Genomic DNA, 1543 nt, shown 5'->3' with positions numbered 1-1543 from the left:
GCGGCCATGGCCTCGATGCAGGTGCGGGTGACGTTGTTGAAGACGTCCTGCGCGGTCAGCGACCAGCCCGAGGTCTGCGAATGGGTGCGCAGGGACAGGGACTTGGCGTTCTTGGGGTCGAACTGCTTCACGAGCTTCGCCCACAGCAGGCGGGCGGCGCGGAGCTTGGCGACCTCCATGAAGAAGTTCATGCCGATCGCCCAGAAGAAGGAGAGGCGGGGTGCGAAGGCGTCGACGTCGAGGCCGACGGCCTGTCCGGCGCGGAGGTATTCGACGCCGTCGGCGAGGGTGTAGGCCAGTTCCAGGTCGGCGGTGGCTCCGGCTTCCTGGATGTGGTAGCCGGAGATGGAGATCGAGTTGTAGCGGGGCATCTTCTGCGAGGTGAACGCGAAGATGTCGGAGATGATCCGCATCGAGGGCGTGGGCGGGTAGATGTAGGTGTTGCGGACCATGAACTCTTTGAGGATGTCGTTCTGGATGGTCCCCGCGAGCTTGTCCGGCGAGACGCCCTGTTCCTCCGCGGCCACGATGTAGAGGGCGAGGACCGGGAGGACCGCGCCGTTCATCGTCATCGACACGGACATCTTGTCCAGCGGGATCCCGTCGAACAGTTGCCGCATGTCGTAGATGGAGTCGATGGCCACGCCCGCCATGCCGACGTCGCCGGTGACGCGGGGGTGGTCGCTGTCGTAGCCGCGGTGGGTGGGCAGGTCGAAGGCGACGGAGAGGCCCTTCTGGCCTGCGGCGAGGTTGCGGCGGTAGAAGGCGTTGGACTCCTCGGCCGTGGAGAAACCGGCGTACTGCCGGATCGTCCAGGGCTGGTTGACGTACATGGTCGGGTAGGGGCCGCGCAGGTACGGGGCCACGCCCGGGTAGGTGCCCAGGAAGTCCAGGCCCTCGAGGTCCCGGCCGGTGTAGAGCGGCTTGACGCCGATGCCCTCCGGGGTCTCCCACAGGAGATCGGCGGGGGCCGTCCCGGTGGACTCCTTCACCGAGGCGCGCCACTGCTCCTCGGTGACGCCGCCGGAGGCGGCGGGGCCGAGCGCGAGCTCGGAGAAATCGGGGATGCTCATGCCTGCACTCCCATCCGGTCGAGTACGGAGGACAGCACGGCGACGGCGTCACAGCCGGCGAAGACGTACTCGTCCACGGAGGATCCCGCGGTGCCGGGCCGGCCGGCCAGGAACACCGTCGAGGCACCGGCCGCGCGCAGCGCGTCGGCGACCGCCTCGGCCTGCTCCTCGTACAGCGCGTCGCTGGAGCACAGCACGGCGATGCCGTCCGCGCCCGAGGCGGCGTAGGCCGTGCCGGCCGTCCCCGCGTCCACGGACACGGGGTCGTGGACGGGTTCGATGCCGCCGGCCTGGAAGAGGTTGGCGGCGAAGGTGGCGCGGGCGGTGTGCGCGGCGGCGGGCCCGAGTGCGGCGAGGAAGATCCGTGGACGGTTTCCGGTGGCTGCGAGGTGGGCGTCGCTGCGGGCGCGCAGTGCCTCGTACGCCTCGTCGCGGCGGACGCGGGGCAGGCCGCCGGAGGGGGCCGCGGG

The 1543-nt window shown here is 70.2% G+C and carries 2 protein-coding genes; both read right to left on the bottom strand.

Annotation, left to right across the window (positions count from 1 at the left end; translation table 11 throughout):
* Positions 1–1073: methylmalonyl-CoA mutase family protein (locus ACIGFK_RS42480; protein WP_400056164.1), on the bottom strand; the 1073-nt coding region annotated here is incomplete at its 3' end.
* Positions 1070–1543, bottom strand: a 474-nt coding sequence (locus ACIGFK_RS42475) for a cobalamin B12-binding domain-containing protein (protein WP_400056162.1), incomplete at its 5' end; no start/stop codon positions are given. The genes ACIGFK_RS42480 and ACIGFK_RS42475, both read right to left, overlap by 4 nt.

Source organism: Streptomyces sp. NPDC085524, from assembly GCF_044541755.1.
Taxonomy (GTDB): Bacteria; Actinomycetota; Actinomycetes; order Streptomycetales; family Streptomycetaceae; genus Streptomyces.
The sequence above is the reverse complement of the archived record's forward strand: the minus strand, read 5'-3'. Positions and strand labels throughout refer to the sequence as shown.